Annotated in this window: 20 protein-coding genes; 18 read left to right on the forward strand and 2 right to left on the reverse strand. The window is 46.5% G+C overall.

Annotation, left to right across the window (positions count from 1 at the left end):
* Positions 1-12: 12 nt before the first annotated feature.
* From H8R94_RS08975 to H8R94_RS09035, 13 genes are all read left to right on the forward strand, one after another.
* On the forward strand, positions 13-2667 hold the full coding sequence (locus tag H8R94_RS08975) for a valine--tRNA ligase (protein ID WP_118535354.1): 2655 nt from the start codon (positions 13-15) through the stop codon (positions 2665-2667).
* A 27-nt stretch (positions 2668-2694) separates the two neighbouring features.
* On the forward strand, positions 2695-3363 hold the full coding sequence (gene deoC / locus H8R94_RS08980) for a deoxyribose-phosphate aldolase (RefSeq protein ID WP_186854453.1): 669 nt from the start codon (positions 2695-2697) through the stop codon (positions 3361-3363).
* Positions 3360-4784: a DUF342 domain-containing protein gene (locus H8R94_RS08985; protein ID WP_186854454.1), complete on the forward strand. Its 1425-nt coding sequence runs from the start codon at positions 3360-3362 to the stop codon at positions 4782-4784. The genes deoC and H8R94_RS08985 overlap by 4 nt, the downstream gene beginning before the upstream one ends.
* Before the next feature lie 82 nt (positions 4785-4866).
* Positions 4867-5007, forward strand: coding sequence for a hypothetical protein (locus H8R94_RS08990; protein ID WP_178011201.1), 141 nt, complete (start codon positions 4867-4869; stop codon positions 5005-5007).
* Positions 5008-5015: 8 nt separating this feature from the next.
* The gene (locus H8R94_RS08995) at positions 5016-6419 is read left to right on the forward strand and encodes a tetratricopeptide repeat protein (protein ID WP_118281633.1); all 1404 of its coding nucleotides are present in this window, start codon (positions 5016-5018) and stop codon (positions 6417-6419) included.
* A 99-nt stretch (positions 6420-6518) separates the two neighbouring features.
* Entirely contained in the window at positions 6519-6857 is a 339-nt protein-coding gene (locus H8R94_RS09000; protein ID WP_118281634.1) for an STAS domain-containing protein, read from the forward strand.
* A gap of 2 nt (positions 6858-6859) precedes the next feature.
* Complete coding sequence (gene spoIIAB / locus H8R94_RS09005) at positions 6860-7285, forward strand: anti-sigma F factor (RefSeq protein WP_118281635.1); 426 nt, start codon at positions 6860-6862, stop codon at positions 7283-7285.
* A 1-nt stretch (position 7286) separates the two neighbouring features.
* Positions 7287-7994 (forward strand): sigma-70 family RNA polymerase sigma factor, encoded by a 708-nt coding sequence (locus H8R94_RS09010; protein WP_186854455.1) that lies wholly within the window; start codon positions 7287-7289, stop codon positions 7992-7994.
* A gap of 117 nt (positions 7995-8111) precedes the next feature.
* Positions 8112-9623, forward strand: coding sequence for an efflux RND transporter periplasmic adaptor subunit (locus tag H8R94_RS09015; protein WP_186854456.1), 1512 nt, complete (start codon positions 8112-8114; stop codon positions 9621-9623).
* Positions 9623-10324 carry an ABC transporter ATP-binding protein gene (locus H8R94_RS09020; protein WP_118281638.1) on the forward strand — a complete coding sequence of 234 codons (702 nt, stop codon included), beginning with the start codon at positions 9623-9625 and terminating at the stop codon, positions 10322-10324. Before H8R94_RS09015 ends, H8R94_RS09020 begins: the two co-directional genes overlap by 1 nt.
* Entirely contained in the window at positions 10321-11631 is a 1311-nt protein-coding gene (locus H8R94_RS09025; protein ID WP_243238491.1) for an ABC transporter permease, read from the forward strand. The genes H8R94_RS09020 and H8R94_RS09025 overlap by 4 nt, the downstream gene beginning before the upstream one ends.
* Before the next feature lie 88 nt (positions 11632-11719).
* Positions 11720-13033, forward strand: a complete 1314-nt coding sequence (locus H8R94_RS09030; RefSeq protein WP_118281639.1) for an ATP-binding protein — start codon at positions 11720-11722, stop codon at positions 13031-13033.
* Positions 13034-13395: 362 nt separating this feature from the next.
* Positions 13396-16026: a hypothetical protein gene (locus H8R94_RS09035; RefSeq protein WP_186854457.1), complete on the forward strand. Its 2631-nt coding sequence runs from the start codon at positions 13396-13398 to the stop codon at positions 16024-16026.
* A 69-nt stretch (positions 16027-16095) separates the two neighbouring features.
* Here the strand turns inward: H8R94_RS09035 and H8R94_RS09040 are convergent, their stop codons facing one another.
* Positions 16096-17142 carry an alpha/beta hydrolase gene (locus H8R94_RS09040; RefSeq protein ID WP_186854458.1) on the reverse strand — a complete coding sequence of 349 codons (1047 nt, stop codon included), beginning with the start codon at positions 17140-17142 and terminating at the stop codon, positions 16096-16098.
* Between the two features lie 32 nt (positions 17143-17174).
* The gene (locus H8R94_RS09045; protein ID WP_186854459.1) at positions 17175-18518 is read right to left on the reverse strand and encodes an MATE family efflux transporter; all 1344 of its coding nucleotides are present in this window, start codon (positions 18516-18518) and stop codon (positions 17175-17177) included.
* Positions 18519-18729: 211 nt separating this feature from the next.
* Between H8R94_RS09045 and H8R94_RS09050 the strand changes: the two genes are divergently transcribed.
* The 5 genes from H8R94_RS09050 to H8R94_RS09070 all read left to right on the forward strand — a co-directional run bounded on the left by H8R94_RS09050 (position 18730) and on the right by H8R94_RS09070 (position 26130).
* Entirely contained in the window at positions 18730-18969 is a 240-nt protein-coding gene (locus tag H8R94_RS09050; RefSeq protein ID WP_118281643.1) for a hypothetical protein, read from the forward strand.
* 98 nt (positions 18970-19067) lie between these two features.
* Positions 19068-20468 carry a rhamnulokinase gene (rhaB, locus tag H8R94_RS09055; protein WP_186854460.1) on the forward strand — a complete coding sequence of 467 codons (1401 nt, stop codon included), beginning with the start codon at positions 19068-19070 and terminating at the stop codon, positions 20466-20468.
* Positions 20462-21883, forward strand: coding sequence for an arabinose isomerase (locus tag H8R94_RS09060; protein WP_186854461.1), 1422 nt, complete (start codon positions 20462-20464; stop codon positions 21881-21883). The genes rhaB and H8R94_RS09060 overlap by 7 nt, the downstream gene beginning before the upstream one ends.
* Positions 21884-21916: 33 nt before the next feature.
* Positions 21917-22738, forward strand: a complete 822-nt coding sequence (gene rhaD, locus H8R94_RS09065; protein ID WP_186854462.1) for a rhamnulose-1-phosphate aldolase — start codon at positions 21917-21919, stop codon at positions 22736-22738.
* Positions 22739-23154: 416 nt separating this feature from the next.
* Positions 23155-26130, forward strand: a complete 2976-nt coding sequence (locus H8R94_RS09070; protein WP_186854463.1) for a beta-glucosidase — start codon at positions 23155-23157, stop codon at positions 26128-26130.
* Positions 26131-26178: the final 48 nt, after the last annotated feature.

Here is a 26178-nt window from a genome sequence, read left to right on the forward strand (position 1 = left end):
ATAATAGATAAAATGAGTAAAGAATTAGCAAAGACGTATGACCCGAGTGGGTTGGAAGACAGACTTTACAAAAAATGGGAGGATAATGGCTATTTTCACGCTGAGGTAGACCGCAGCAAGAAACCATTTACCATCGTGATGCCACCTCCAAATATCACAGGTCAGCTCCACATGGGACATGCTTTAGATAATACCATGCAGGACATTTTGATCCGTTACAAGAGAATGCAGGGATACAATGCCCTCTGGCAGCCGGGGACAGACCATGCAGCCATCGCTACAGAGGTCAAGGTCATCGAGCATCTGAAAAAGCAGGGCATCAACAAGGATGACCTGGGACGTGACGGATTTTTAGACGAATGTTGGAAGTGGCGCGAGGAGTACGGCGGACGTATCATCCGTCAGCTCAAGCGTATGGGATCTTCTGCTGACTGGCAGAGAGAACGTTTTACCATGGATGAAGGCTGTTCTAAGGCAGTCGAGGAAGTCTTTGTCAAATTATATAATGAGGGCTATATCTATAAGGGCAACCGTATCATCAACTGGTGTCCGGTCTGCCAGACCTCTATTTCTGATGCAGAGGTAGAGCACGTAGAGCAGGCAGGACATTTCTGGCATATGAAATACGAGATCGTTGGAGAGCCGGGCAGATATGTAGAATTTGCTACGACCCGTCCGGAGACCATGCTGGGAGATACCGCAGTGGCTGTCAATCCGGCAGATGATCGTTACAAGGATATCGTCGGCAAGACCGTTATGCTTCCGTTTATGAACCGTGAGATCCCGGTTATTGCAGACGAGTATGTAGATATGGAATTTGGAACCGGTGTCGTTAAGATCACACCGGCACACGACCCGAATGACTTTGAGGTTGGCAAGCGTCATGATCTTCCGGTCATCAATATCTTAAATGATGATGCGACCATCAATAGCAATGGTGGCGAATTTGAAGGCATGGATCGCTATGAGGCACGTAAAGTCATCGTTCAGAAGATGGACGAGATGGGACTGCTGGTTGGTATTGAAGATCATGTCCACAATGTCGGTACCCATGACAGATGTAAGACGACGGTTGAGCCTATGGTAAAGCCGCAGTGGTTTGTTGCCATGGAAGAATTGGCAAAGCCGGCGGTTGAGGCGATCAAGACAGGCGAATTGCAGTTCGTGCCAAAGAATTATGATAAGACTTATTTGCACTGGTTGGAGAATATCCGCGACTGGTGTATTTCCAGACAGTTGTGGTGGGGACATCGTATCCCGGCATACTACTGCCAGGATTGTGGGGAGACTGTGGTTGCACGCGCATCCGAAGCACCGACCAAGTGTCCGAAGTGTGGCGGCGTACACATGAAACAGGACGAAGACACGCTGGATACCTGGTTCTCATCTGCTCTATGGCCATTTTCAACTCTGGGTTGGCCGGATAAGACCGAAGATCTGGATTATTTCTATCCGACCGATGTACTTGTGACCGGATATGACATTATCTTCTTCTGGGTTGTCCGCATGGTATTTTCCGGTTACGCACACACAGGCAAGTCACCTTTCCATACGGTATTGATCCATGGACTCGTGCGCGACTCACAGGGACGCAAGATGAGCAAGTCTTTGGGCAATGGTATCGATCCACTGGAAGTCATTGATAAATACGGCGCAGACGCCCTGCGTCTGACCTTGATCACCGGTAATGCACCGGGCAATGATATGCGTTTCTATTGGGAGCGTGTAGAGCAGAGCCGCAATTTTGCAAATAAGGTATGGAATGCATCACGTTTCATCCTGATGAACTTAGAAGGTGTAGAACTGACCCAGCCAGAGGAAGCAGATCTTGCCGTTGCAGATAAGTGGATCCTTTCACAGGTCAATACACTGGCAAAAGATGTGACCGAGAATATGGACAAGTACGAACTTGGTATTGCGGTACAAAAGGTCTACAACTTTATCTGGGATGAGTTCTGTGACTGGTACATTGAGATCGTTAAGCCTCGTATGTATCGCAAGGATCAGGATATGGTATCTGCAAATGCTGCACTTTGGACTTTAAAGACCGTCCTTACCGATGCTCTGAAACTTTTGCATCCGTTCATGCCGTTTATCACAGAAGAGATCTTCTGCACCTTGCATCCGGAGGAGGAGACCATTATGCTGACCGACTGGCCGGTATATGATGAGAACCGTCATTATCCAAAGGAAGAGGCTATGATCGACAGAGCCAAAGATGTCGTTCGTGGTATGCGAAATCTCCGTACCGATATGGAGGTACCGCCAAGTCGCAAGGCAAAGATCATCATCACATCGGATGATGCGGCAGTGCGGGGGATCTTTACCGAGATCACAGAGTCTTATCAGACACTTGCCGGTGCCAGTGAGGTATGCGTACAGGCAGGTACAGAGGGCGTACCGGAAGATGCCGTTTCGGTTGTTATCCCGGATGCGGTCATGTATATTCCACTCGAGGATTTGGTAGATTTTGAGAAGGAAAAGGAAAGACTGACCAAGGAAAAAGAAAAACTGGAAAAGGAACTTGCGCGAAGCAAGGGCATGCTTTCCAATGAGAAGTTCCTGAATAAGGCTCCGGCAGAAAAGGTGGCTGAGGAGCGCGCGAAGATGGATAAATACCAGCAGATGATGGATGATGTGCTCGCACGTCTGGCACAGATGAAGTAAGGCACATTATTTTAAGGAGGATATGCAATGGATGCAGCACAAGTAAAGCAGATTCTTACAAAGGTAGATCACACATTACTGCGTGTAGACAGTAGGTGGGAGGAGATGCAAGAGGTTTTGGATGATGCAATGCGTTATGAGACTGCTTCCGCCTGCATACCTCCTTCTTTTGTAGAAAGAGCAGCAGCCTATGTGGATGGCAGACTTCCAATCTGTACGGTCATAGGATTTCCAAATGGCTACGCTACAACGGCTACCAAGTGCTTTGAGGCATCCGATGCTGTGGCAAAGGGCGCAAGCGAGATTGATATGGTCGTCAATGTCGGTTGGGTCAAGGAAGGACGTTTTGATGACATCTTAGATGAGATCGATCAGGTCAAGGCAGCGTGCCAGGGAAGACTCTTAAAGGTCATCATCGAGACCTGCCTCTTGACAGACCAGGAGATCATTTCCATGTGTCAGGTGGTGTCCGAGTCCAAGGCAGAATATATCAAGACCTCTACCGGCTTTTCAAAAGCAGGAGCAACAAGAGAAACTGTATCTCTGATGGCATCGCATGTAACAGATGGAACACTGGTTAAGGCGGCAGGTGGTATCGCATCCTTGGAGGATGCAGCAGATTTTATTGCACTGGGAGCAAGCAGACTTGGTACCAGCCGCGTGGTAGCGGCGGTCAAAGAAGGGAGTCGTAAATGACAACTCCGATGAATCCATATGCCAAGAAACCGATCATTCGTGTTGACAATAAGGCTATGTTTGCGACGATCCGTTTTCCGGCTCCGGCTGAGGGGGAAAGTGCGCCTCAGTATGATGTGGATACACTGGAGAACATGCTTGCACAAGAGGGGATAGTCTATGGAATTGATAGGAATATGCTTTCCTCTTTGTGCCAGGAGATCCTTTTTGATACTGAACTCATCGTTGCTGTGGGAAAAGAGCCCATGGAAGGGATCAATGGCTACTACGAATATCATTTTAGTCAGGATTTCTCCAAGAAGCCGACCATCCGACCGGATGGATCTGCGGATTTCCTTAGTATCAAGGTGATCGAGGTCGTGCATGAGGGTGACCTGATCGCCACTTACCATCCTGCGGTCATGGGTATGCCGGGCATGAATGTGCGTGGCAAAGAGATCGAGCCGCGCATGATGCGTGATATGCCACCGATCGGTGGACGTGGTTTTCATCGTTCGGATGACAATCTGTACTATTATGCGGATATGGATGGTAAGATCGTCCTAAAGAACAATCGGATCAATATTTCTCCTGTCTATGAGATCGACCAGGATGCGGATATGAGCATTGGCAACATTGATTTCAAGGGCGATGTGGTAATTCATGGCGGTGTCAAAAACGGTATCCGTATTCATGCGACAGGATCGATCACAGTGGATGGTCTGGTGGAATTGTGCGACCTGCGCGCCGGACAAGATATTTATCTTTTGAGCGGTGTCAAGGGTGGAGAACGTACCACGATCCATGCAGAGGGTGCGATTACGGCAGAGTTTATTGAGTATGCCATTGTCTCCTGTAAGGGAATGTTGCACGCGGATGTGCTTTTCAACTGTCTGGTAAATTGTGATTCCAAGGTCATCACGACCGCAGGCAAGCGTTCTGCTATCATCGGCGGCTATGTGACGGCGGTGCAGGGCGTATCTTCCCTGGTGATCGGCAATAAGTTTGGGACCGTGACCCATGTTATGGTTGGGATTGACGAGGAGCGCATCAAGGAAATGTCAGATCTTGCAGACAAGATCCGGTCTTTGGATGCCAATCTTGCCAAGATCAAACAGGGGATCGAGGATTTTGAACTTCTGGCACAAAAGAAGGGAATTTCCTACAAGGAAGATCCGAGGCGTATGCAGTTGCTGCGTATCCGTATCCGCGATGAAGCGGTGGTTGCGGAAGCCCGCGTGCGTTTTGATGAACTGAAAGCCTTGATGGAGGCAGGACGAGGAGCGACTGTGCGTGTCTATGATACCGTATATTCCGGCGTGACGGTGCGGATCATGGATCAGTATGCACAACTGACGGATTTTCAGAAGCGCGTGGAATTTGTCAAGACCATGACCGGTATCCGTATGGATCCGCTCTTGGATCCGGTTCCGGATGAATAGAGCATCTGCTGACAGATTTTGACGGAATGTTCACAAAGAATCATTATGATAGATAGAAGAAAGCAGTAGTTTGGAGGCTGAAATGATAGATTTTGAAGAAGAACTGAAAAAGTTTGAGCCAAGTATGGAAGTAGAAGAAGCGGAAGAAGAGATCCAGAAGCGAGATCTGACGGATATGACGGATATCCTTCGGCAGATGACAGAGCAAAAGAGAGGGAGATAGAAGCAGACATGAAATGTTATATGTGTGGCACCCTTGTGGATCATGAAAACGTATGCCCTCATTGTGGCAGTGATTTGAAGATCTATCGCACCATTCTGGCATCGTCCAATACCTTGTATAATACCGGTCTGGAGCAGGCGCAGGTACGCGATCTGTCCGGTGCGATCGTTTCTTTGAAAAAGAGTTTAAAATACAACAAATACAATACCCAGGCGAGAAATCTCCTGGGACTGGTATATTTTGAGTTGGGCGAGACTGTCATGGCGCTGAGCGAGTGGGTCATCAGTAAGAACTTAGAGCCGGACAATCCATTGGCAGACCGCTATCTCGACGAGATCCAGAATACACCTGGCATGCTTGATAAGTTAAACCAGACAACCAAGAAATACAACCAGGCACTTTTGTATTGCAGACAGGGCAGCCGCGATCTGGCGACTATCCAGTTGCGCAAGGTATTGAACCTAAATCCTAAATTTGTTGCCGGACATCAGTTGCTGGCTCTTTTGTATATTCAGGATGGCAAGTATAATGAGGCGCGCAAGGAGTTAAATGCAACTAACAAGATCGATGTGCGAAATACCATCACACTGCGTTATTCCAGAGAGGTGCGCGAGAAATTAAAAGAACTCAACCAGAACAAAAAGAAGCGTAAGAAGGATGATCTGGTTTCTTTTCAGGATGGCAATGATACCATCGTTATGCCGAGCAATTCCTTCCGGGATATGATCGACAGCACCAGAGCCAGTGTGGTCAATATTCTGGTAGGACTGGTCATAGGACTTTTGATCTGTTTCTTTTTGGTCATCCCGACCATTCGCCAGCGGGCTTCTGAGAATGCGGCGGCATCTTTGGTCGATACCAATGAACAGTTGACCAACAGTGCATCCAATGTCAGCAGCCTGAAAAAGCAGGTGGAAGACCTCAACAAAGAACTGGAACAATATACCGGAAAGTCAGATGCGGTAGGCTCCTATGAAAAACTCATGGAGGCAAAGGAGGCTTACGACGCATCCAATCTGGATCAGGCAGGGGAGGCACTTTCTTCCGTCAATCGGGATCTGCTTGAAGAAAAAGGGCAGGCTATGTATGATCTGATCCATACGGCAGTCTATGCCAAGGTTTTGGAAGATGCCTATAATACGGCTTATCAGGCATACCAGAGACAGGATTATCAGACTGCCAAGGATAGTTTCGGTCAGGTGGTATTTATCGACCAGACCTATCATAACGGTGATGCGCTTTTTTATCTGGCAGAGTGTCAGTGGAATACCTGGGAGTTTGACAGTGCCATAGAAAATTACCAGAAGGTCATTGAGCAATACCCGGATACATCCCATGCAAGAACGGCACAGGAACGCATAGATTCCTATGCACAATCTAATGGCGGGGATGACAATACTACCAATAACTAAGAGAGAATTTCATATAAGAAAGCATACAAAAGACGTAAGGAAAATATTTCCCTACGTCTTTTTCTATTTCATAAACAGGAAAAATAGGAGGACAAGCAGATGGAATACAAATTTGAAATGGGGCAGGGAAAATTGCGTGTGGTCGTGCCAAAGGAACTTGACCATCATCTGGCAACCCAACTCAAAGAGGAGGCGGACCTTTTGATCGAGACTTATCATGTGAAGACCCTGATCTTTGATTTTACCAATACGGAGTTTATGGACAGTTCCGGGATTGGTGTTTTGATCGGCAGGAGCCGGAATCTGAGTTTTTCCGGTGGACAGGTGGTGGCGACCAATTTGAGCCCGCGTGTGGAGCAGATCTTTCGCATTTCCGGTCTGCAACGGCTGATCACTGTTGTGCCGTCAGATCAGGAAAATCAAAAAAGTGAGGTGTAGGCATGGAAAATCATATGACAGTAACCTTTGATGCAATCTCAGAAAATGAGGCGTTCGCACGCATGGTTGTTTCTGCTTTTATGGTGGGGGCAAATCCGACTGTGGGGGAGATGGATGATGTAAAGACAGCGGTATCCGAGGCAGTGACGAATGCCGTGATCCATGGCTATGACAAGAAAACAGGTAATGTCATGATGCGTTGTAGCATGAAGGAAAATCTGCTGACCATCTGTGTGCAGGATTTTGGTAAGGGGATCTTGGATATCAAAAAGGCAAGGGAACCCTTTTATACGACCAAACCGGAACTGGAGCGGTCGGGCATGGGTTTTGCTTTCATGGAAACCTTTATGGATAGTGTGGATGTGATGTCGGTTCTGGGAGTCGGTACGACGGTTACGATGACGAAATGCTTGCAGGATCAGGTCTAGTATGGATGGAATCACGGAAAGAATCGAACGTGCGCAAAAAGGAGATAAGGGAGAAAGAGACAGGCTGGTTGTGGATAATATGCCCCTGGTATGGAGCATGGTGGGGCGCTTTTCATCTTCCGGTAAGGATAAGGAGGAATTGTTTCAAATTGGCATGATCGGACTCATGCAGGCGATCGATCGTTTTGACACTACATATGACGTACGCTTTTCCACCTATGCGGTTCCCCTGATCTTAGGGGAAATCCGCCGTTTTTTGCGGGATGACAACCCCATCAAGGTGTCTCGGACTATCGCAGAACACAGAAAGCAGATCCAGACCCTGCAGCAGGGGCAGGAAGATATTTCTGTGGATCAGATCGTAGAAAAAACGGGATTGACCAGAGAAGATGTTGTCCTTGCCATGGCAAGTGCCAGACCGGTCACCTCCATCTATGAGACTGCCTATGATTCGGGGGAAAGTCAGGTGCTTTTGGTGGACCAGTTGGAGGGAAAGGAAAAGCCGATGGAGGAGGAAGTCTTGGAAGAACAGATCCTTGCCTTGGCCATGCAGGCATTATCCGCGGAGGAAAAAAATCTGATACAAATGCGCTTTTTTGAGAATATGACACAGACAGAGATCGCGGGCAGGCTGGGCATGACCCAGGTACAGGTTTCTCGCAGGGAAAAGAAGATCTTACAGAAAATGCGGGAGTTTATACTTTTTTAATAAAAAATTTCTGATTGCCTTCTTGAATATTCCAGTTTGAACCTATAGAATTGAGCATATGCAAAATCGTTTGATTATGGAAGTTTTTTACATAGGAAAAGAAGGAGAAAGAAAAAGATGAAATGGATCAAGGAGCATAAGAAAGTATGCATCATTATCGCGATTGTGGTGGTCGTTGTCATCGCGATCATCATCGGTGTTGTTTCCGGTGGTAAGAAGCAGATGGATAGCAATGAGGAGACGGCGACTGTCGAGAAGCGTACACTGATGGAAAGTGTTTCGGCGACAGGTACTTTTGTGGCGGCAGATGAGGAAAAGATCACTTCCGATACGACCGGCGTGGAGGTTCTAGCCGTCAATGTCGAGGTGGGAGATAGGGTTAGCGCCGGAGATGTCATAGCCGTTCTTGACAGTGCAGACCTTCAGGACAATCTCGCTGATGCCAAGGAGAGTTTGGCGGATACCAATGAGCAGACGCAGCGCACCAAGGATAGTGCTAAACGCAATCTGGAACAGGCAGGAAAGACCAGGGATGAGGATCTGGCAGATGTTGATACCAATATCCAGGATGCCTATGATGAGTGGCAGAGTGCGGAAAACAATTACAATGAATCGGTAGCAGCCTACAATGAGGCGGTGGCGATGGCAAACAGCATTATGGATAAGACAAGCACTGCATATACCAATGCCAATTCACAGGTCAATACTTTAAAGCGTCAGATGGATACGGACCGCAGGACGGCAGACAGCAGAAAGTCCTCCTACGATCGTCTGGTCTCTCAGCGTGAGGATACGATCAAGCGGATCAACGACACCTATCAGGATCAGGTGGATACTTACAACAATACCATGGATTCTACCGAGGATTCCGGCAAGACCCAGCAGGAACGTATTGATGACTTACAGGAGCAGATTGACGGAACTGTAGTAAAAGCAACGGCAAGTGGACTGGTAACGGCGGTCAATGTGGAGGTGGGTGACACCTATAATGGCAGTGTGATCGCAGTGATCGACAATGTGGATTCCTTTGATATCACGACCGAGATCGATGAGTACGACATTAACAGCATTGCGGTAGGGCAGGAAGTCGTCATCAAGACCAATGCAACCGGAGACGAAGAACTTTCCGGTACGGTCAAAAAGGTATCACCGATCGCAACCGGAAGTTCCAGTGGCGATCTTTCCGGCAGTCTTGGAGGACTCGATTTAGGAAGTATCATGGGCGGTAGTGGCTCGTCATCTTTTAGCACAGGAAGCAGCAATGATGACGTTACCTTTACGGTTACCATAGCTTTAAACACACAGAGTGATAAACTCCGTATTGGTATGACCGCAAAATTGAATATCGTTTTACAGAAAAATGCAGATGTTCTTTCTGTACCATATAATGCAGTGCAGACAGATGATGAGGGAACTAGTTATTATGTGCAAAAAGTAACAGGTACAAACGAAGACGGCACTTACAAGACCAAGAAGATCAAGGTAGACAAGGGAATCGAGAGTGACTATTATACGGAGATCATCAATTCCGGTTTAGAAGAAGGGGATCAAGTGATCGTTCCGGCAGCAGAGAAGCAGAATAGTTTAGAGGATATGATCAACCAGTCAAGTTCTATGGGAGGTGTATAATGAGCCGCACGATCATAGAACTGGAAGATATCTTTAAGCGTTTTTATATCGGAACACCAAATGAACTCGAGGTCTTGCACGGCATATCTTTAAAGGTTATGGAAGGTGAATTCGTTGCCATCGTGGGTGCATCCGGCTCCGGAAAGTCAACACTGATGAACATTATCGGTGCGCTAGACCGACCGACAGAAGGCAAATACATTTTGGATGGTGTGGACATGATTGCGGCAAAGGATGCAGAACTTTCCAAGATCCGCAACCGCAAGATCGGTTTTGTTTTCCAGACATACAATCTGATCTCTAAAACCAATGCGATCAAAAACGTGGAGATGCCTATGTTATATGCGGGGATTCCCGGCAAACAGCGCATTGCCCGTGCCAAGGAATTGCTGGAACTGGTCGGTATGGAGGAACGTATGAAACATTTGCCGGAGGAATTATCCGGCGGACAAAAGCAGCGTGTCGCCATAGCCCGTGCCATGGCAAATGATCCGGCGATCATTCTGGCGGATGAGCCGACCGGTGCCTTGGATTCTACGACGGGACGTATGGTCATGGATCTTTTTCACAAACTGCATGAGGAGGAGGGCAAGACCATCGTGCTCATTACCCATTCACCGGAACTGGCAGAGGAGACCGAGCGTATCATTACGATCAAGGATGGAAATGTCCTTGGAGAGAGGAAGGGTACGGCAAGATGATGATGATTTACGAAAATATCCGTCTGGCGCTTTTTAGCCTCAAAGCCAATAAGATGCGGGCGCTTCTGACTATGTTAGGCATCATTATTGGTATTGGTTCTGTTATTGCCATTATGACGGTAGGAGACTCCGTTACCAGCACAGTCGCAGATTCCATGAGTTCGCTGGGGGCTAACAATATCACTGTAACACTGGAAGAGCGAAAAGATGATGAAGAGGCATCCGATTCCATGTTTGGTATGAACTGGGGATCTTCGCAGGATGACAATGCCAAGCAGCCGACACAAAAGGATTATATAACGACGGATATGCTTCGCCAGATGAAGGAAGCCTTTGGAGATTCTATCACTGCCTATTCCATCACGGAACAGGTGGGAAACGGTTCTATCCAGCAGAATGCAGAGAGTGGAAAAGCCAATGTATCCGTTATGGGAACAAGTCTTGGCTATTTTCTGGCGAATGATGTGCAGTTGGTACAGGGATCTTATTTTAGCGAGGAAGAGTTGGAAAATGGTGCTATGGTAGCCCTGCTTTCGGAAGAGGCGCTGGATGATCTTTTCCATGGAGATGCGGATGCGGCTGTCGGCTCTACCATGACAGTTTCTGTCAACGATAAGTATTACAATCTCATCATAGAGGGCGTTTATGCCAAGGACGAAGATGAGACTATGAGCATGTATTCCATGTTTATGAACAGTGATGCAACCAATCTCTATATTCCGCTAAAGACGGCACAGGATATCAATCATGCCAGTGGTTATCAGACGTTGACCGTGGTTGTAGATCCAAATCAGAATCCGGATCAACTGGCGGCAGATATTGAGTCCTATTTTGACAACCTCTACCGTAATAACCGCGATTTTATCGTGTCGGCGACCAGTATGGCATCTATGGTATCTATCATGGAAACCATGATGAGTACGATCACAACGGCGATTGCTTTGATTGGTGGTATTGCTCTTGTCGTGGGCGGTATCGGGGTCATGAATATCATGCTGGTATCCATTACGGAGCGAACGAGGGAAATTGGTACCCGAAAAGCACTCGGCGCACCGAACTCCTCCATCCGCCTGCAGTTTATCATCGAGTCCATTGTGATCTGCCTGATCGGGGGCGCGATCGGTATTGTAGTCGGTTGCGTTGGCGGTATTGCAGCCGCTAATTATATCGGAGCCAGTGCGGTACCGTCTGTCAAGAGTATCCTGATCTCGCTTGGATTTTCCATGGCAATCGGTGTCTTTTTCGGTTATTATCCGGCAAATAAGGCAGCCAAACTCAACCCGATCGACGCACTTAGATATGAGTAAGGATAATGATTGTAAAAACATTGGTTTCCGAATTTGTCTGTGCTACAATAAGGTGTAACACAGGATAAAAGGAGTGAGGTATTAGAAGATGTATCGTGAGATTTCAAAATTGATCATGTATGGTGACATGGATAAGGACTGTATTTTATACCAGTTCGGTGAGATCTTCCGTCACTATGAAAATAAGACAAAGGATCAGGCGCAGTTGATCCAGGACATTTACACGCAGGTCAAGAGACTTCTGGTGGTTGCGACAGATTATGGATTTGACCATAACCTTTGGCACAATTATCTGGCATTTTATCTGGTGACCAATGAAAACCCATTTTCCATCACTTGTGAAAAGGTGGGAGCCAACGATGGCAGTGTGAATCACTTTGCAAAGAACGATTTTACTGTGATTAAGAATCTCTTTGATTATGATTTTTCAAAAATTGAGGCAGACCTTGGCATTGACTGTTTTTCGCAGTTATCCGATTATCATGCCATCCAGAAAAAGGAACTCATGTATAATAAAAATGTGAGCGAAAAGATCATTGCACTTTCTGCCCAGTTGGAAGCCGCAGAGGATGTGGACGCTTTCTTTGCTGCCGTGACCGGATTTTATAAAGACTATGGTGTTGGCATGTTTGGACTGAATAAGGCCTTCCGTATCAAGGAAAAGGATGGAGGCGATGTTGAGTTTGTTGCCATCAACAACATGGATAAAGTTATGCTGGATGATCTGATCGGTTATGAGATCCAGAAAAAGAAATTGGTCGACAATACCAAGGCGTTCGTGGAAGGCAGAGCCGCCAACAATGTCCTGCTCTTTGGTGATAGTGGTACCGGAAAGTCGACGAGCATCAAGGCGATCGTCAACGAATTTTACCCGGATGGTCTGCGCATGATCGAGATCTACAAGCATCAGTTCAAAGATCTGTCCAATGTCATTGCAAGCATCAAGAACCGTAATTACAAATTTATCATCTATATGGATGATCTTTCTTTTGAGGAATTTGAGATCGAGTACAAATTCTTAAAGGCTGTTATCGAGGGAGGTGTGGAGACAAGGCCGGACAATATCCTGATCTATGCCACATCCAACCGCAGACACCTCATTAAGGAAACCTGGAATGACCGGAATGATGTGCAGACACAGAACGGTATGCATCACTCCGATACCATGGAAGAAAAACTGTCTCTGGTCAACCGCTTTGGTGTTACGATCAATTACTCCAAGCCGAGCCAGAAAGAGTACTTCCATATCGTTGTGGAACTGGCAAGAAAGAATGGTGTGACCGAGGAGCAGATGAGTGACGAGACACTGCGTGCAGAGGCAAATAAGTGGGAACTCAGCCATGGTGGTATCTCTGGAAGAACTGCCCAGCAGTTTATCAATTACATATTGGGAACCTTATAGGATGATCCTGCGAGGAAAAAACGGATGCCAAGAACGGCATCCGTTTTTGTATAAAAGGTACATTCTTTCTGAGTTAAATAAACAATAAAATAATAATAAACACAATACCTTAAAGGATATGTCACTGGACGAAAAACTGGGGCAGATGATCTGCCCGGGAGAGTTTTTCTGTCTGGATGATCTGCTTAAAGGTCTTGCCGGTGTTTGCCGACCGGGGCAAAACGATCCTGCTTGGATGCCTGAATCGTGTTGGAGAATTTGGCAGAGATGTAAAGAAAGACGTAAAAATGAGATTTTATTTGTTGGAAAAAGTAAGTATAATACAGGTAAGATAAGCGAAGAACAAAAGGAGAAGATCAAGTATGGGAAAAGTAGTAGAACAGTTACTCACAGGACAAGTCACCAACCATATGCTCCCATTTTTCTGGCAGCATGGGGAAGATGAAGCCACATTACGGGAATATGTAAACGCCATCCATGATGCAAACTGTATGGCATTTTGCGTGGAAAGCCGTCCGCACCCGGATTTCTGTGGATCAAAGTGGTGGCAGGATATGGATGTCATTTTAGATGAGGCAAAAAAATTGGGAATGAAAGTCTGGATACTAGATGACAGTCATTTCCCGACAGGTTTTGCTAACGGTGCCTTAAAGGATGCACCGCAGGAAGTGTGCCGACAGAGCATTTTCTGTAAATTCCTTTCCTATGAAGGGGATGCCAGAGAGGTGGTCTTCCGTACAGAGAAACTGGCAAAGCCACCAAAATATAAACTGAACTTTATCCAGAAGATGATGATGTCAGGCTCTACCAAGGATGCCAGAAAGTATGATGACGATCAGGTCTATAGCATTACCGCCTATGGACCAAAGGGTGAGAAGATCGATCTTTCCGGCGGTACCACATGGAAAAAGCCGGCAGGCACCTGGCAGGTGGCAGTCTGTGGTCTGTCGCGAAACTTAGGACCACATCGTGTTTATATCAATATGATGAATGAGGTCAGCTGTCATAAGTTGATCGAGGCAGTTTACGAACCGCACTTTGCACATTATGGAGATCTTTTTGGCAATACGATCGCGGGATTTTTCTCGGATGAGCCGGAACTGGGAAATGGTATTTTGTATGCAAAGCACAATGTGCTGGGAACCGAGCAGGATCTGCCTTGGAGTAAGGAATTGGAGGAACGCCTGCAAAAAACCTTGGGCGTAGACTATCGCAAGAATTTACCGCTTCTTTGGAAAAATGATGGAGATCCGCTTCTTACGGCACAGGTGAGAAGAACTTATATGGATGCGGTATCTAATTTGGTGAAAAAGGATTTTTCGGAGCAGATCGGCGGCTGGTGCCGGGAAAAGGGCGTCATGTATATCGGTCATTCCATCGAGGATGATGATACTCATGCCTGCACCGGAAGCGGTTTGGGACATTATTTCCGTGGACTTTACGGACAGGATATGGCAGGCATTGACGATATCGGTGGTCAGGTTATGCCGCAGGGCGAAGAAGAACCGACGACCGGTATGTTTGGACCGCGTAATGGTGCCTTTTATCATTATACTTTGGGAAAACTCGGTGTGTCTGCTGCCTATTTACAAGAAAGCAAGCAGGGACGTACCATGTGTGAGATATTTGGAAATTACGGTTGGAAGACAGGCGTTACCGATATGAAATATCTGGCAGATCATTTTCTGGTGCGTGGTGTCAACAATTTTGTGCCGCATGCTTTTTCACCGAAAGCATACCCGGACCCGGATTGTCCGCCACATTTCTATGCGCACGGACACAATCCGCAGTATCGCCATTTCGGTCACTTGTGCGCATATATGAACCGTGTGGCAAGCCTGATCAGTGGAGGAAAGATCGTACAAAAGGTGGCAGTTCTTTACAATGCCGAAGGCGAGTGGTCCGGTCAGTGTATGCGTCTGGATCAGGTGGCAAGACCTCTTTATGATGCACAGATCGATTTCTCTTTCCTACCGCTGGATCATCTGGATCAGGCAGACAAGTTTATCTATGTGATCGTGCCTTATGCAAAGTACCAGCCGATCGAGATCGCCGGTCTATCCAATGTCATCTATGTGGATGCCCTGCCGGATGCCTATACCATGGGAGAAGATGCCATGCAAAAAGAGGCAGAAAACAAGGCGAAAAAGGCGGATGATTTAGCCGGGGATGCCAAGGTGCTAGCCCTTGGTGATCTCGTGGCATATCTTGAAAAAGAGGATATCAAAGATGCTGTGATCGCACCGGAAAATCCATATATTCATATCATGCATTATCAGACCGACTGTCATATGTATATGCTGATCAATGAGTCGGCGCAGACCTATCGGGGAAAGGTAAGCCTTCCAATGAAAAAGAAAGGCTATGTTTATGATGCGTGGGATAATTCCATTGCAGATATAGATCAGCAGATGACGGATATCGGTTGTCAGGTGTCCTTTGTTTTGGAACCAAGAAAGAGTCTGATCATGGTATTTGATGAGGAAGCCGATACACCATCTTTGGAAGAAAAGACGGTTGGCAAGCGTTTGTCAGACTGCATGTATGAAAAGAAAGAAAAGCAGGAGCAACCGACAGAAATAAAGACATGGAAGCGCAGTATCTGCTCTGCCTTAGACCATCCAAAGTTTGCGGATGCAAAAGATGTCAGCCTGCCGGATCATCTGGAAGAAGAAAAGCCGAAATTCTGTGGTTTTGTGCGTTATGAGACCAAGATCACAAGCGATGGCGGTGATAAGATCTTAGAGATCACAGACGCCGCAGAAGGTCTGGAAGTCTTTGTGGACGGTCAGAGCCTTGGCTTGCAGATCGTACCGGAGTATCTGTATGACTTGAGTGGATATTTGAAAGCGGGTGAGCATGAGATCGTCATTGAGGTTGCCACAACGCTCTGGCGTGAGAATGCCAGTGGCATGCGTGCCAAGATGATGGGCGAGAGCAAGCCGACATCAAAGTCCGGTCTTTGCGGTAAGGTATATCTCTGGAATAAATAAGAAAAGTAAGACAAATGAAAAGACTACAGGGAATGTGGAAAATACATCCTCTGTAGTCTTTTCGCTTGCTTAGATTACAGAAATCTGTCGTAACTGGTTGTCTAAGGCTTTTAGTTCATCATCTGAAATCTTACCATAGGCAAGTAAGTCGCGCAGTTTCATATCGCTGACCATAGAAGTTCCGTTGCTGTCATCGAAAGCAGCACTCATACCTTTTGCCTGCTCGGATAGACCGGCAATCAAAGCATCAATCATTGGTGCTAAGAGTGTAGCAGCTTCTGGAATAGCCATCACGTGTGCAAAAGTACAGTCAACGGTCAGATAATCCAGGTAATTGTCATTGATATGGGCAGGGCAGAGTGGATCTGTCATGCCTTCGAGTGTGCATTCACCAAAAATGTCTTTTAACCAGCCAATACTGTCTTCCACCCAGTGTGGTACACGCGAGCAGATGGTTTGTGGACGTGTGTCCTGAATACTGCTTTCGCATGTGGAAAAACCATGTGGTCCATAAGCATAAATATGACTTTCAAAGGCAACGCCATTGTCTGATAAAGCGCGCATAAAATCAATGGAATTGTTGATTGGAACCATGCTGTCTGTACGTGTTGCAAAGACAAAGCAAGGTGGTGTTTTCCGGTCTACAGCGGAGATCGTCTCCGGTGCATTTGGATTGCAGGCCTGTACATGCTGACTGGTTACGGCATAGCCTAAAATAGCAGCATTTGGGCGGTTCTGTGCAAGTGTTGCGGCAGCGGTTGCCAGATGTCCACCGGCAGAAAATCCGATGACTGCAATTTTATCTTCGTAGATGTGCCATGTATCTGCATGGGAGCGGATCAATGTTATCGCCTGCTCGTAATCATTGAGTGGATTTGGCCATGTGCAATCATCCATAACAGAGTAGCGTAGAACAAAAGCGTGATATCCGGCTTTTGCATAAGCAAAGGCGACAGGGTCAGCTTCGCGGTCAGAACACATCTGATAAGCCCCACCCGGAAGAATCAGTACAGCCGGGCGCTTAGCAACACAGCCGAATCCTTCCCCGCAATCTTGTATGTAAGTTGTCAGTGTGACATTTCTTTCTTCATTTAAGGTCAATACTTCTGTATTCATGAAAAATCCTCCTTGTATCTATCAATCATTTACTAAGATACCATTATAAATGATTTTCTCTTTTTACACCAGATAATATATGAGGCGATGCCGGTGATGGTCTCCGCAATCGGAAATGCCATCCATACACCTGTGGCACCAAAGATACGGCTGAGCACAAATGCAGCAGGCATGATAACAATAGAGTAGCGCAACAAGGAAATCATTAAGGATGGAAGTCCCATGCCTATACCTTCGAGCGCGCCGCAGGTGGTCACGGATATCGCAGAAACGATAAAGCCAATACTGATGATGTGCAGGGCTTCTACGCCAAGCGATAGCGTTGTGGCATTTGTGGTAAAAAGTCCAAATAAGCGCTCCGGCATAATCCAGGAGAGCGTTGTTCCTAATACCATGAGAAATACGGTAAGTACAAGACCGGTTGCATAGATTTTGCGTACACGTTTGCCTTCGCCTGCGCCGTAATTGTATCCAACGAGAGGTCGGATACCCTGAACAATACCAGTGGCAGACAGATAGATAAATGTCTGTAATTTGTAATACACACCAAGTACCATGACATACGTTTCTGAAAAACCGGCTAAAATAGCATTTAACACAGAGATTAAGAAGGACGGCAGTGCCATGTTGAGTGTTGCCGGGATTCCTACGCCGTAGAGTCTTTTCAGAATCGAAGCATCTGGTTTGCAGTCAGCAACAGTAATATGAACAACGCGGGGCTTGCGATAGTAAAAAATAAAATATGCAACCAGCGTCAGAACCTGACCGGATCCGGTTGCGAATGCAGCACCCCAGATGCCCCATTTTGGAAAAGGACCAATGCCAAAAATGAGAAGTGGATCCAAAATGATATTTGTTACAAAGCCTACCAACATGCAGACCATAGTTTCTTTCATCCAGCCGATTGCCTGGAAAATTTTTTCATAGGTAATCCCAACGGTGACGACAGGTGCAAACAAAAAGACCAGATTAGCATACGTCAAAGCGAGAGAGAGCACATTGGTATTGGTTGTGTACATGGACAAAAAGCTCTTCATGCCAAGAAGCCCCAAAATGGTCAAAAGAACACCGTGGATGAGGTTGAAAAATACGCCCTGGCTTGCAGCGAGATCTGCTGTCTTTTGTTCCTTTGCACCGAGGAAAAAGGCAATGGCAGCATTGATACCGACACCAAAGCCAACGGCGACTGAGGTGATGATATTTTGTGCGGGAAATACAAGAGAGAGGGCTGTCATGGCATCCTCACTCAGCTTTGCGATGAAATAGCTGTCAATGATGTTGTAGAGAGAATTGACTGCCATGGAAACGACCATGGGAAGTGCCATGGAAAGTACTAAGGGAAGTATTTTCTTTTCTTTCATAAACGTTTGATTCATTTTCGCGCATCCTTTCAAAAATAAATATTTTAAAGCATAAAAAGTCGCCACAAGTAAAATGCAATGCACATTCTACTGTGGCGAAAAAGACTATGCCTGAAAAGTCCACATCCTACAAAGAGTATGTAGGTTTTAGGAGTTTATTATAAGGGGAGAAGTTGACAGTGTCAATGATTTAGACTATATTCTTATTAATCTTAGGGGGAATACCATGATAGGGAAAAAAGAAATATATATTGGCTTGAAAAATGAAAGATATGATAGCATCTTACGGATATTGGATGAGAAGAAAATTAAATATGAGGTAAGAGCAATGGAAGAACATCATGTTCTGGATATAAATCGTGGTGGAGCGGTAGGACGTTTTGGCGAAAATAATGAAAGCAATAAGTGCGTAAGAATACTTATATCCAGAAAGGATTACAAAAGGGTAGGGGAGTTATCACAGTAATTTGCAACACAGGACACTTTTTCTAGTTAAAAGGTGTCCTTTTTTTGTGCCCTGACAGACAGTAGAATACAAGTAGAAATCAAAAATGGGGGTAGCAAATGAAGTATTATTTAGCGATTGATATTGGCGCATCCAGTGGACGCCATATGTTAAGTTGGATAGAAGACGGCAAGATGCGCTTGCAGGAAGTCTACCGTTTTTATAATGGCATGGATCAGGTGGACGGACATCTTTGCTGGGATGTGGGACGTCTTTTTGCCGAGATTGTCGCCGGTATGAAAGAGTGTAAAAAGATCGGCAAGATCCCGACCTCTATGGGGATCGATACCTGGGCAGTTGACTATGTGCTTTTGGATGACAAGGATCAGGTACTGGGAAATACCTATGCCTACCGCGACAGTCGGACGGATGGCATGGATGCCCTAGTCTATGAAAAGATCCCGCAGGAAGATCTGTATGCCAGGACCGGTATCCAGAAGCAGATCTTTAATTCCATCTATCAGTTGATGGCACACAAGACACAGGAGGCAGAACTGCTTGGAAAAGCCAAGACTTTCCTTATGATCCCGGATTATTTCCACTTCCTGCTCACAGGTGTAAAGAAGCAGGAATATACCAATGCATCCACGACTCAACTGGTCAATGCCAAGACCAATGATTGGGACTATGATCTGATCGCAAAACTGGGTTATCCGAGAGACATCTTTTTGCCGATCGAAATGCCGGGTACAGAGGTCGGACATTTGAGCCAGACGATACAGGATCAAGTGGGCTTTGATTGTAGCGTGGTACTTCCGGCAACACATGATACGGGGGCGGCGGTCATGGCAGTGCCGAGCCTGTCGGACGATACGCTCTATATCAGTTCCGGCACATGGTCTTTGATGGGAACGGAATTAAAGACAGCAAATTGCAGCCCGGACAGTATGGCATGCAATTTTACAAACGAGGGTGGCTATGACCATCGCTATCGCTATCTGAAAAATATCATGGGACTTTGGATGATCCAGTCGGTACGCAAGGAGTTATCCCCGGACGAGGAATTCGGTTCTATCTGCGAACATGCGGCAACTGAGACAATCACATCGATCGTGGATGCCAATGACGACCGTTTTTTAGCACCGCAGAATATGACAGCAGAAGTACAGGCGGCTTGCAGGGAGTCCGGACAGAAAGTACCGGAGGGCATCTATCAGGTGGCAGCCGTGATCTACAACAGTCTTGCCAAATGTTATGCCGATACGGTTAGGGAAATCGAGAAGATCGAGCATGTGACCTATCCTTGCATCAACATTGTAGGTGGTGGTGCCAATGCTGCTTATCTGAATGAACTTACGGCAAAGGCTACCGGAAAAACGGTCTATGCCGGTCCAACGGAGGCGACAGCCATCGGCAATATCATGGCGCAGATGATCGCAGCAGGCGAACTGCAGGACTTGGCAGAAGCAAGAAAATGTGTATTCCATTCATTTGAAATAAAGGAGGAAAAAGGATGTTAGTTGAAACAAAAGCAAGAGTTGGTGTATTTGCCATCGCATTGGGAGCCTATTTACCACAGTTCCCATCACTGGTTCCTGAATTTGAAGGACAGTTTGCAGATTTTAAAAAGACCATACCGGACAGTGTCGAACTGGTAGACGGCGGCATTGTCACAACAAAAGAGGCAGCCATGGTAGCCGGAGACAAGTTCCGCGCAGCAGATGTTGACCTTGTTATCTTACAGATGCTTACCTATGCGACCAGCTACAATATGCTTCCGGCGATTCGTGATCTGAATGTGCCGGTCGTACTGGTCAATGTGCAGAAGAAAAAAGCACCGGACTATGCCAATACAGATACAGCCACCTGGCTGGGCGAACTTTACGCCTGCGGCGCTGTTGGTGAAATGGTTGCAGACTTGGAGCGTGCAGGAAAGAGACATGCTGTTATCACAGGTGTTGTTGAGGGCGGCGATCCTGAGGTGGAAAAGCAGATTGCTGAGTGGTGTACCGCAGCACAGGTAAGACGTAGATTTCGTGATACCAATATCGCCCAGATCGGTCGTCCGTATCCGGGCATGATGGATCTTTATATCGACGAGACCAATCTCTACAACCGTATGGGCTTATATACCAAGCAGTTTGACTGGGAAAAAATGTGGGCGATCGCCGACGACATCACAGATGAAGATGCTATCCGTGCCAAGGCAGAAGACATCTTAGATACCTTTGACATCGAAGGCGGTGCGACAGTTGAGACGGTCTGGGAAATGGCAAAATATGTAGTGGCTTTTGAAAAATGGGTCAAGGACGAGCAGTTAGCACTGGTTGCTTCCCATTATGACGGTTTTGCACAGGGCGTTGCCGGAAAACTGGACTCTATGCTGATCCCTGCATTTTCTATGCTGATCAAGCAGGGGACGGCATGTGCTGTAGAGGGTGACATCAAGGTTGCTATGGCGATGAGCATCTTAAAGACCATTGCCGGAACCGGTCAGTTGTCCGAGATGTACTCTATCGACTTTAACGAGGACATCTGCATTATCGGACATTCGGGCTCAGGTGATGCCGATATTTCCGTAGACAGAAAGCCGACCATGAAGATCGTACCGGTATTCCATGGCAAGACCGGCGGCGGTTATCTGACCCAGTTCTATCCACCGGCAGGCGATGTCACTTATCTTGCCATCACACAGGATAAGGACGGACATTTCAAGTTTGTGGTGGCAGAAGGTGTCAATGAGGAAGGACCGATCTTTACGTTTGGAGATACCAATATGAGAACCCGCTTCTCTATTGGTGCCAGAGAGTTCTGCAATCGCTGGAGCGAGGCTGGTCCGACACATCATATGGCAGCAGCCATTGGCAGACATATCGATGTCATTGAAAAGGTTGGAAAGATCTTAGACATTCCGGTAGAAGTTGTTTGTAGATAAAATATATTTATATAGAAGAGAGAGGAAATAAAAATGAAATTTTTAGACGCAGAATTTGTACAGGGATTTATCCGTATGGCTAACGATGGCTGGGAACAGGGCTGGCATGAGAGAAATGGCGGTAACCTTTCTTACCGTGTAAAGCCGGAAGAAGTAGAGTCTGTCAAAGAGAACTTTGAGCCAAAGGAGTGGCAGCCGATCGGCACAAGTGTGCCAAACCTTGCAGGAGAGTATTTCCTTGTAACAGGCAGCGGCAAATATTTCCGCAATGTCATCATTAAGCCGGAAGATTCCATCTGCATGATCGAGTTGGACGAGGCAGGCGAGAATTACCGTATCGTCTGGGGGCTTGTCAATGGCGGCAGACCAACCTCTGAACTTCCAAGCCATTTGATGAACCTGGAAGTAAAGAAGTTACAGGATCCGAAGTATCGTGTTGTTTATCATGCACATACGACCAATATCATTGCCCTTACCTTTGTTCTTCCATTGGAGGACAAGGTCTTTACAAGAGAGTTGTGGGAAATGGCAACCGAGTGTCCGGTCGTATTTCCGGATGGTATCGGCGTTGTACCTTGGATGGTTCCGGGCGGCAGGGAGATTGCTGTGGCGACCAGTGAACTGATGAAGAAATATGATCTTGCCATCTGGGCACATCATGGTACTTTTGCAGCAGGCGAAGACTTTGATCTGACCTTTGGCCTTATGCATACGGCTGAAAAGTCTGCTGAGATCTTAGTCAAGATGCTGTCTATGCAGCCTAACAAACGTCAGACTATCACACCGGATGATTTCCGTCATCTGGCAAAGGATTTCGGGGTAACCCTCCCGGAAGAATTCTTATATGAAAAATAAGATCGCATATAAGATAGGTAGAATATAGAAGAAAAAAAGAAGTCCGAAAATGCTAGTCATGTTCGGACTTCTTTGTTATAATGGATGGGCTTTATATAGAACAGAGGAGGATAGAAGGAGTTAAAGTGCAAAAGACAGTAGGCAAAAACAGCATTGATTTTGGGCAAGATGGGATCATGCACATCCTGTTTATTTTCAGGCGATCGGCGCACCCATCAAGAGTTCCGTTCTTACGATCGTCAGAACGGTAGTCCTCTTTGTGCCTTTGGGCTGGGTGTTTGCACACTTTGGATTAAATGCATTTTGGCTGACCTGTCCTCTGCCAGAAATAATTACGACGATCACAGGTTATGTACTATATCGAAAGCAACTCAGGCAGATGAAACCTGCTAAATTGGGTTAGGAAAGGAAACATTATGGACAAAAAAAAATGGAAACAGGCAAAAAAAGCCTACAAAAAAGCAAAACACCGTGCAATCCGTCCTTGGAAAGGCATGAGCATTTTTTCTGCTATCTTTGCGGTTGTCTTTATCGCAGTCTTTGTCATTTGCTCCACATTTGACAATACCTTAGCAGCCTTTAACGGCGGTACTTTCTGGAAACTGGAAAATGAGGATGCGGATGCACAATACTTCACATCAGATTTTGACAAGGTGGAGGACAACGTAGCATACGGCACAGATTTATGCCAGCGCGTGGAAGCAGAAGGGGCAGCCCTTCTCATGAATGAAAATGACGCACTTCCTCTGAAGGAGGGAGCCAAGGTCAGTACTTTCTCCAATTCCAGCGTAAATATCGTTTATGGTGGAACCGGATCAGGAAATATTGACGCATCTTCCGCAGATACCTGGAAAGATGCCTTGGAGAGTGCGGGATTTTCGGTAAATAAGAAATTGTGGGATTTCTATGAGTCTGGCGACGGTGCCGAGTATGCATCCGACCGTGGCGGTACGGTAACGACCGCAGGTGCAACGACATCGGAGGTACCTTGGAAGGTATACACGGATGATGTCAAGAAATCCGTAGAAAAATATGGTGATGCAGCCCTTGTTATGATCTCCCGTGTGGGTGGTGAAGGCGCTGATGCAACCTATGATAAGAGCAATTATCTGACATTGGATGACAATGAAAAAGATATGCTTTCCAATCTGGCACAGATGAAAAAAGACGGACAGATCAAAAAGGTCGTTCTTTTGATCAACTCCGCTAATGCTTTACAGGTAGATTTCTTAAAGGATAACACCTATGACATTGACGCAGTACTTTGGATCGGCGATGTCGGTATTAGCGGTATCAACGCTGTTGCAGAAATTTTGGCAGGTAAGGTCAATCCATCCGGTAGTCTGGTAGACACCTACTGCTATGACAATTATTCATCACCGGCAATGGCAAACTTCACACCGGTACAGTATGAAGGCTACGAAGAAGGCGTGATCCCGGACAGTGCGGATACCTATATGATCTATCAGGAAGGTATCTATGTCGGTTACAAGTATTATGAGACCCGTTATGAGGATGGGATTATGCAGACCGGTTCCGCAGGCGACTATGTTTACGGTGACAATGTGGCATTCCCATTTGGTTACGGTCTTTCTTACACGACTTTTGACTATAGCAACTATAGCCTTTCTTATGATGAGGCAAATCATCAGTACCATGCCAAGGTTACCGTGACTAATACCGGTAAAGTGGCTGGCAAGGAAACCGTACAACTTTATGTGCAGTCTCCATATACCACTTATGATGTCGAGAATAAAGTGGAAAAGGCATCCGTATCTCTGGTCGGCTTTGATAAGACACAGGAGTTGGAGCCGGGCGAATCTCAGGAACTTGAGATGGTCGTAGACGGCGCAGACATCGCATCTTATGATGCTTATGGCGCAGAGACTTATATCTTAGATGCAGGTACATATTATTTTACAGCAGCAACCGATGCCCATAATGCCGTAAACAACATTCTGGCAGCCAAGGGCTACAGTGCAGAAAACGGTATGGACGGACAGGGAAATGCAGCCCTTGTAGGCTCATGGAACAATCCGACATTGGATACCACGACCTATGCGGTTTCTGCCAACGGTACAGAGATCACCAACCAGTTGTCTGATTCAGATCTTAACCTCTATGAAGGTACAGAACAGAATGTGACTTACCTCAGCCGTAGTGACTGGGAAGGAACCTGGCCGACAGATACCGTAAAGATCGCCCTGACAGATCAGTTGATCGAGGATCTGCAACTGGTACAGTATGATGCCTCAGATTATGACGAGGTGGAAATGCCTACCATGGGGGCAGCACAGGAACTGACCCTTTACGATATGATCGGTCTGGATTATGAGGATCCACAGTGGGATGCTTTGCTTGACCAGTTGACTTTCGATGAGATGGTTTCCCTGATCGGCGATTCCTTCCATTGGACCATGCCGGTAGAGTCTGTACAGGCACCGGGATCCCGTGATGAGAATGGACCGCAGGGACTGACAGCCTCCCTCTTTAATGCAGATTCTGCAAAGATGGCTGCAACAGCCTTTACCTCCGAAGATGTCATGGCTGCAACCTTTAACCGTGACCTTATGACGGAGATCGGGAAGGTAATCGGTAACGACTGCCTGTCTGCAAATGTAGCCATTTTATACGGACCTGGAAACAACATCCATCGTTCCCCATATGGCGGACGTAACTTTGAGTATTATTCCGAAGATGGATTTTTGTCCGGTGAGATGTCACTTTATGAAGTGGCAGCCATTGAGTCTAAGGGCGTGCATGTCGTTATGAAGCACTTTGCCTTAAATGACTGTGAGCAGGATCGTCTGGGACTTGGTGTATGGCTTCCGGAACAGGCAGCCAGAGAGATCTATCTGAAAGCCTTCCAGGCACCGATCGAAGAAGGAAATGGCGGTGGTGTCATGGTTGCTTACACACGTTGGGGTGCGATCTGGTCAGGCGGCAACAAGGGCCTGATGACCGGTATCCTGCGTAACGAGTGGGGCAGCCAGGGACTTACCATCACCGATAATGTATTGACTAAGTATGTCAATGGTGTGGATGGTCTGATGGCAGGCGGTATCTCTACCTTTGATGCCATGCTTCCATACATCACCAACCAGTTGCCGGAATATGAAAATGATCCGGTTGTGGTCAGTGCTATGCGCGAGGCCTGCCACCATGACTTATATGCGATTGCCAATTCCGTTGCCATGAACGGCGTGGGAGAGAACACTCTGGTCAAGGCAGTGGAACTGAAACTGGTAAGAATCGTAAGAATTGTTATGATCGTCTTTATCCTCTTGTTTGTGGTATCTTTGTTACTCTTTATCAAGAAGAAAAAGGAATTTAAAAAGAGTCAGGCTTACGCTGACTTTCAGGAAGCAAAGAAAGCGCGCAAGCAAAAATAAATACAATCCTATAAAATGATGTAGAAAAAGATCCGAGGTCAAAAGGCT

It is taken from the genome of Roseburia lenta (genome assembly GCF_014287435.1).
Classification (GTDB): domain Bacteria; phylum Bacillota; class Clostridia; order Lachnospirales; family Lachnospiraceae; genus Pararoseburia; species Pararoseburia lenta.

What these genes read in the sequence shown, in the direction of transcription:
- H8R94_RS09010 (WP_186854455.1), top strand. Translation starts at nt 7,287, where the DNA reads ATGGATGGAATCACGGAAAGAATCGAACGTGCGCAAAAAGGAGATAAG.
- H8R94_RS09000 (WP_118281634.1), top strand. Translation starts at nt 6,519, where the DNA reads ATGGAATACAAATTTGAAATGGGGCAGGGAAAATTGCGTGTGGTCGTG.
- H8R94_RS09035 (WP_186854457.1), top strand. Translation starts at nt 13,396, where the DNA reads ATGGGAAAAGTAGTAGAACAGTTACTCACAGGACAAGTCACCAACCAT.
- H8R94_RS09045 (WP_186854459.1), bottom strand. Translation starts at nt 18,518, where the DNA reads ATGAATCAAACGTTTATGAAAGAAAAGAAAATACTTCCCTTAGTACTT.
- H8R94_RS09015 (WP_186854456.1), top strand. Translation starts at nt 8,112, where the DNA reads ATGAAATGGATCAAGGAGCATAAGAAAGTATGCATCATTATCGCGATT.
- rhaD (WP_186854462.1), top strand. Translation starts at nt 21,917, where the DNA reads ATGAAATTTTTAGACGCAGAATTTGTACAGGGATTTATCCGTATGGCT.
- H8R94_RS08985 (WP_186854454.1), top strand. Translation starts at nt 3,360, where the DNA reads ATGACAACTCCGATGAATCCATATGCCAAGAAACCGATCATTCGTGTT.
- H8R94_RS09070 (WP_186854463.1), top strand. Translation starts at nt 23,155, where the DNA reads ATGGACAAAAAAAAATGGAAACAGGCAAAAAAAGCCTACAAAAAAGCA.
- H8R94_RS09020 (WP_118281638.1), top strand. Translation starts at nt 9,623, where the DNA reads ATGAGCCGCACGATCATAGAACTGGAAGATATCTTTAAGCGTTTTTAT.
- H8R94_RS09050 (WP_118281643.1), top strand. Translation starts at nt 18,730, where the DNA reads ATGATAGGGAAAAAAGAAATATATATTGGCTTGAAAAATGAAAGATAT.
- rhaB (WP_186854460.1), top strand. Translation starts at nt 19,068, where the DNA reads ATGAAGTATTATTTAGCGATTGATATTGGCGCATCCAGTGGACGCCAT.
- H8R94_RS08990 (WP_178011201.1), top strand. Translation starts at nt 4,867, where the DNA reads ATGATAGATTTTGAAGAAGAACTGAAAAAGTTTGAGCCAAGTATGGAA.
- H8R94_RS08995 (WP_118281633.1), top strand. Translation starts at nt 5,016, where the DNA reads ATGAAATGTTATATGTGTGGCACCCTTGTGGATCATGAAAACGTATGC.
- H8R94_RS09025 (WP_243238491.1), top strand. Translation starts at nt 10,321, where the DNA reads ATGATGATGATTTACGAAAATATCCGTCTGGCGCTTTTTAGCCTCAAA.
- H8R94_RS09060 (WP_186854461.1), top strand. Translation starts at nt 20,462, where the DNA reads ATGTTAGTTGAAACAAAAGCAAGAGTTGGTGTATTTGCCATCGCATTG.
- H8R94_RS09030 (WP_118281639.1), top strand. Translation starts at nt 11,720, where the DNA reads ATGTATCGTGAGATTTCAAAATTGATCATGTATGGTGACATGGATAAG.
- deoC (WP_186854453.1), top strand. Translation starts at nt 2,695, where the DNA reads ATGGATGCAGCACAAGTAAAGCAGATTCTTACAAAGGTAGATCACACA.
- H8R94_RS08975 (WP_118535354.1), top strand. Translation starts at nt 13, where the DNA reads ATGAGTAAAGAATTAGCAAAGACGTATGACCCGAGTGGGTTGGAAGAC.
- spoIIAB (WP_118281635.1), top strand. Translation starts at nt 6,860, where the DNA reads ATGGAAAATCATATGACAGTAACCTTTGATGCAATCTCAGAAAATGAG.
- H8R94_RS09040 (WP_186854458.1), bottom strand. Translation starts at nt 17,142, where the DNA reads ATGAATACAGAAGTATTGACCTTAAATGAAGAAAGAAATGTCACACTG.